The following is a 6,305-nucleotide window of genomic DNA, read 5'->3' on the forward strand; positions in this document are numbered from 1 at the left end:
AATGCCAAGGTAAAGGCTTTCAGAAGCCAATTCAGAGGTGTGAAAAACATCCCATTCTTTTTATATAGACTTACCCAAATCTATGCTTAGATATAACTACCCCACAGGTTTTAGCCTTGATCCAGGATTTTCTCATAGTGGTTCTGAATCGTTCGTGCAATTGTATTGAATGAATCGAAACTTGCCTTTTCAATCTGATTATACCATAGTGCCAGCTTTTTGAATGCTACAATTCTTTCTTTGGAGTGGGTAAAAATGTCAGATAATCCTCTACTCAATACATAAGCTTCTGCAATGTCTGGATATAATCTGAATAAGATTTGAGCTCTGTGTGTTTGTGATTCAGACCAGTTATGCTGCTTTTTGTAAAGTAAATATCGGCTCCGGGCTAATAACTGTTTGAGTGTATCTCCGTTCTCTAGTATTTGAGGGGTAAAAGATACTTTTTGCTCCTTAGCTGATTGCATTTGCTTGTTTTCTTCTTCCATTGCCTGCCACCTGTGTTGGATTCTAATCTCTTGTACTGCATCACAGGCTAGCTGTTGAACGTGGAATCTATCGGCTGTAAGCTTGGCTTTGAGGAATGCTCTTCTGGCTATTTTCTCCATTGTAGGAGCTAAATCTAAAGTCACTTCTTTTACCTTCTTCCTTAGAGATTCAGGTATCTGACGTAATACTTCTATGATTTTCTCACTTTCAGTTCCCTTTATCATGGCTACTAAAGTGCCTTTACGTCCTTTAGCTGCTTTATTAGTTAGAATAGTATAAAGCTCTCCCTGCGATAAGCTCGTCTCATCAATAGATAGATATTCACCAATATTCTCAGTGAACAACAACCAATCTTCATCATGTGAGGCTTGTGACCAATTCTTGTAGTCACTTAAATGACTTACATACTGTTCCTGGAATCGCTTGCCTTCTAAGCCATAAAGTTCTCCCAGTGTTTTACAACTAATGGGGGTATTATCTACCAAGTCCTTTCGGTCGGCGTTCCGATAAAAAAAATGCGAATTCTTTCGTCATTCGGGTGCCATCAGCTACCATTTCCCAATTTCTATAGACTGTTTTACCAGTAGTGAGATTCAGCCATTTCCTACGCTTGATTTTTAGATAGCACGCTTTACCTCGTAAAGGAAAATCTCTTACAGTTTCTTCGTCAAAGAAACCCTTTGATTGTAGCTGGTTAGATTGATATTCTTGGGGTGGTACATTCTTCTCGGATAAAAACAGATAGTAAGATTCCTCTTTCTTTATTACGTTAGTCAATTCAAAGTATTCTAAGATTCATTCAGGAAGTAGTAATGATAGTAGCGTCGTATCCAAGTCCGTATTCTTTTTCGCAAAGTAACTCCTTTTTTACCTACTCCCCAACTTTTCAGATTGACCCACTGACCGCTTCATTTATTCTACTAGTTCGAAGTGAATTATTAGGATCAAGTCTAAAACCTGTGGGGTAGTTATATCTAAGCATAGATTTGGGTAAGTCTACATAACCGGATTAGAATCGATTGAGCTCTTTTAAAAAAGAAGCGAATTCCCTAGTTATCCGCGTACCATCTGCCATTAAATCACAGTTCCTGTAAACTACTATTTCTATTGTATAGCTACACCACCTGCGGGCGTTTGATATGAAGAAAAACTTTATGCCCTCTAATTGGAAAGTCCTGAACCGTAATCTCATCGAAGAAACCCCTTGGACTCCAACTTCTGATTCTCAAATTCTTTGGGTATCTGATTAATCTCTTGTAGATATAAATGCTTTACTTCTGCCGTAGTCTTGTAATAAGTAAGCTCAAAATTTTCAACTAAAAAGGCTGGTAGTAATAACTTTAAAATGTCATTATGACTTTCTTACATCTATCTTTTCTTAAAATGCAAAGAACGAAATTACACTACCGACCCAAAACTTTTAGGTTTGACCCTGACTAGGCTTGGTTATAAAAAAAAGCTCTTCCCTATCAGATAGAGAAGAGCTTTTCTTATATAAGCATCTACTTAAACTCTTAGCGAGACAAATACCAGTCTGTATTTTTTAATCCTCCGCTAAGTGCCCAGTCCTGAAACTTAGGATATACATCTTTAATGTTTTTTGACTCCGGTGGGCTCACAAACGATACCGGTAAGGCTAATCCCCATGGTTCGTTGTTGATAGATTTATATGGGTCTGTCAATGATAGTAATTTGCCTTTTGCACCCTCATAGATAGATTTACTTATCTTATCGGTTGCCTTAAAACCTACCAGGTGAACTTCACTTCTGCCACTGGCGCTGGTTTCGCTTGTAAGAACCACAAAGACGTTAAGCGCATTGTAGGTGAAGTTTTCTACCGGTGTGTTAAATTCTATTGTAATGGTTAAATCTAATGGGTTGTAGTTACCGTTTTGGGTAGATATCAATCGGGTGTCTGCTACGCCAAAGGCTTTGTGAGCGTCATCAACTATTGTTACTACAGCGTTCGTCTGACCAGATTCTACTCCGTTCGATCCAAGTTTCAGATTATTACCTACTAAATCCTGACGTGAATAGGTTACTGATTTCACATTCCCTGATGCTATGCCGTCTAACTGAATGGCACCTGACATACGTTTGGTAGCACCTACTGAACGTAATTTCGCTTTCAATGCTACTTTAACCGTTTTATTTGACGAATTCTGGAATTTTGAGACATTCATATCTACCACAAAGTCGTTCAAATCGTAGTCTCCTGTTTCAGGCCAGTTATCTTCAAAAGAATAGGAGTAGGTTCCTAGATTAACTTCTGTAATGGTCTGGTCTGTTGGCGTAGTACCCGAGCCGCTATCATTATTGCCACCAGCATTACAGTTAGTTGAGGCAATTTTAACAGTTGATTTTTCATAGGCCACCAAAGCTGCTGGTCTTGAAACTATATAATAAGTACTCCATTGACCGTTAGGGGTATGATCAGAACATGCAATCTCAAGGTTACCTGAATACGTTATGGCTTCCCACTGATTATTTACATCAACCTTTTTCAATCTGGCCACTGCACTTTCAGTTCCGGTTCCAGTCATGTAATTTTTGTTACTTGTAAAGTTAGCCGATACCCACACATCCAGAATTGCAGATGAAGCAAGGTTGATTTTAGTACCGCCTGCAACCAATTTCTTGATACCAAGCAAAGACTTTTCTGCTACATTAATGGTTGCATTAGTAGTAGTCAGGTTGTCAATTGTTGTATGACAAACAGTTTCTAAAGTTGCATTGGTAAGCGAAGCATCTTTCACCTGTAATGTTCCTTCATTTCGTATCTTGGTAGAACCCGTTGTGCTTGTCAGATTATCAATAGAGGCTGTTCCGTAGTTAGTAAAACTTCCGTTGGCAAATGTAGCGCTCTTGGCATTTAATGTACCATAATTGGTGTAAAGCGTCTCATTTGAGGTATTCAGGGTTTCAAAAATCGCTGTTCCGTAGTTAGCAAAAGCGCCACCGGTGTTCTGAATAACATTCACTAAATCAAGTGTACCACCAGAAGTTACAATAATTGCATTATTGCCACCCAGGTTTAATGTGAAGTTACGGTTCTTCCAGGTACCCTGTATATATATTTTCACGCCGCTTGTACCATTATTTGCGTTAATTTCACCTATAAAGTTGTCAGAGGCCTTTACAACATACGCTTTATTTGACTCAACCGTAATATTTGAGTTACCACTTATGGCAATAGCTGTATTGGGCACAACCACAGGCGCGTTATCTGCAATACTGTAAGCAGCAGCAACACCAGCCATTGAGTTGGCAGATTCGCCACGAAGAGCGCTGGCTCTAAAACTACCAGTATCGCCTGACTTTGAAACTGTTACAGAATTAACATCTTTAATTGATACCATTGAAACTGAAGCTATACCAACAGGAGAGGTCTCTCTAAGGTACACATATTGCAAGCCAACAGGAACAGTAACTTTATCAACAAAGTCCTGGCCTTTTTTTGCTTGCCCGGCCCCTAATAAATTGGCAGCTGTTCCAAGTTTTGGGTCATTATCAAATAATTCAACTTTGTAGAAGTACTGACCATTGTATTTGTCGTTAATAACGACACGAACATCAAGAGTTCTAACCGATGACCATTTAAAATCAGACGGTATAACACTTCCAGAAGGAAACAACTTTGCAGCAGCAGGAGTTGTGTCAGTTGGAGTAAACTCTAATTTAGAGCAGCTGGTAGCGCCCAGCATGATGCCTGTTAAACCTAACAGAAGGAAACGAAAATTTTTGCGCTTGTACATTTTAGCTAAGGTTCAAAAATAAAGTCAGAGACAATATAATTTAATTAAATAAAAATTCCTGATTAAATACAAAAAATTTACAAATAACATCAAGCAGAAAAATGATTGAGGAAAAAGTCCGTCAGCATCTTTTTAAAAGATTTTCTATTCATAAATAACAAGACAAAAATGTTAAAAATATTAATAAATAAATGTTGTTTTTCGACGATTGGAAGAAAAAAAGGGGATATTGGTTCATTTCAGCCAGTCAATTATGCAGAGGTCTGAATCTTAATCAAAGCAAGCCAAAAAATAGACGTTATCAAACAAAAATAATAATCATCAATAAACTGGATTATTACACTTATAATTCAGACAATTCAATGGATTTGAGTGCTGTCAATCATCACGATTATGAGGAAAGCGCGAAAGTCTGATCATGCTCAAAGCGGGAATTAACGCAAAAAAACCTTAGAACTGCTTCTTAAGACTTCGGAATAAAAACCGGGTGGACGCTTATACTCCCAAGTATGAAAACAGAACCAACACGGGGCACGTAGGCCCGGAGCAAACTGGGTGTCTTCGCTTGGCAAAGAATATCCATTTTTACGGGTCAATCTGAAAAGTTGGGGAGTAGGTAAAAAAGGAGTTACTTTGCGAAAAAGAATACGGACTTGGATACGACGCTACTATCATTACTACTTCCTGAAGGAATCTTAGAATACTTTGAATTGACTAACGTGATAAAGAAAGAAGAATCTTACTATCTGTTTTTATCCGAGAAGAATGTACCACCTGCTGAATATCAATCTAACCAGCTACAATCAAAGAGTTTCTTTGACGAAGAAACTGTAAGAGATTTTCCTTTACGAGGTAAAGCGTGCTATCTAAAAATCAAGCGTAGGAAATGGCTGAATCTCACTACTGGTAAAACAGTCTATAGAAATTGGGAAATGGTAGCTGATGGCACCCGAATGACGAAAGAATTCGCATTTTTTTTATCGGAACGCCGACCGAAAGGACTTGGTAGATAATACCCCCATTAGTTGTAAAACACTGGGAGAACTTTATGGCTTAGATGGCAAGCGATTCCAGGAGCAGTACGTGAGTCATTTAAGTGACTTTAAGAGTTGGCCACAGGCCTCACATGCTGAAGATTGGTTGTTGTTCACTGAGAATATTGTTGAATATCTATCTATTGATGAGACGAGCTTATCGCAGGGAGAGCTTTATACTATTCTAACTAATAAAGCGGCTAAAGGCCGTAAAGGAACTTTGGTAGCCATGATAAAAGGCACTGAAAGTGAGAAAATCATAGAAGTATTACGTCAGATACCTGAATCTTTAAGGAAGAGGGTAAAAGAAGTGACTTTAGATTTAGCTCCTACAATGGAGAAAATAGCCAGAAGAACATTCCCTAAAGCCAAACTTGTCGCAGACCGTTTCCACGTTCAACAGCTAGCCTGTGATGCAGTGCAAGAGATTAGAATCCAACATAGGTGGCAGGCAATGGAAGAAGAAAACGGGCAAATGCAATCAGCTAAAGAACAAAAAGTATCTTTTACCCCTCAAATACTAGAGAACGGAGATACACTCAAACAACTTTTAGCCCGAAGTCGGTATTTACTTTATAAGAAGCCACATAACTGGTCTGAATCACAAACACACAGAGCTCAAATCTTATTCAGATTATATCCAGACATTGCAGAAGCTTATGGATTGAGTAGAGGATTATCTGACATTTTTACCCATTCCAAAGAAAGGATTGTAGCATTCAAAAAGCTGGCACTATGGTATAATCAGATTGAAAAGGCAAGTTTCGATTCATTCAATACAATTGCACGAACGATTCAGAACCACTATGAGAAAATCCTGAACTTCTTCGATAGAAGAAGTACTAATGCATCAGCAGAATCGTTCAACGCGAAAGTTAAAGCACTAAGAAACCAGTTTAGAGGTGTAAGAAATATTACTTTCTTCCTCTTTAGACTCGCCAAGATTTATGCGTAGTCCCCAACTTTTTCGCTTGAGCCATTGATCCCAAAAATCATTTGTGATTTGCGTTGGGCAAAATGCAAAAAA

At 38.4% G+C, this 6,305-nt stretch carries 5 protein-coding genes; 2 read left to right on the forward strand and 3 right to left on the reverse strand.

All coding sequences use genetic code 11. The annotated features are described in order from the left end of the window. Window positions 1-110: 110 nt before the first annotated feature. From NZ848_RS21385 to NZ848_RS21390, 3 genes are all read right to left on the reverse strand, one after another. On the reverse strand, window positions 111-974 hold the full coding sequence (locus tag NZ848_RS21385; protein ID WP_259017212.1) for an ISAon1 family transposase: 864 nt from the start codon (window positions 972-974) through the stop codon (window positions 111-113). After that, a complete protein-coding gene (locus NZ848_RS21625; protein ID WP_449240109.1) occupies window positions 964-1,284 on the reverse strand; it encodes an ISAon1 family transposase N-terminal region protein in 321 nt (106 codons plus the stop codon). Before NZ848_RS21625 ends, NZ848_RS21385 begins: the two co-directional genes overlap by 11 nt. Before the next feature lie 719 nt (window positions 1,285-2,003). After that, window positions 2,004-4,244, reverse strand: a complete 2,241-nt coding sequence (locus NZ848_RS21390) for an LruC domain-containing protein (RefSeq protein WP_259017213.1) — start codon at window positions 4,242-4,244, stop codon at window positions 2,004-2,006. Window positions 4,245-4,897: 653 nt separating this feature from the next. On the opposite strand from NZ848_RS21390, the gene NZ848_RS21395 reads away from it, so the two are divergent. Both NZ848_RS21395 and NZ848_RS21400 read left to right on the forward strand, forming a co-directional pair. Beyond that, a complete protein-coding gene (locus NZ848_RS21395) occupies window positions 4,898-5,257 on the forward strand; it encodes an ISAon1 family transposase N-terminal region protein (RefSeq protein WP_259017214.1) in 360 nt (119 codons plus the stop codon). Continuing rightward, window positions 5,247-6,233 carry an ISAon1 family transposase gene (locus tag NZ848_RS21400; RefSeq protein ID WP_449240108.1) on the forward strand — a complete coding sequence of 329 codons (987 nt, stop codon included), beginning with the start codon at window positions 5,247-5,249 and terminating at the stop codon, window positions 6,231-6,233. The genes NZ848_RS21395 and NZ848_RS21400 overlap by 11 nt, the downstream gene beginning before the upstream one ends. The last annotated feature ends 72 nt before the right edge of the window (window positions 6,234-6,305 follow it).

This window comes from Emticicia fluvialis, from assembly GCF_024793945.1.
Lineage (GTDB): Bacteria > Bacteroidota > Bacteroidia > Cytophagales > Spirosomataceae > Emticicia > Emticicia fluvialis.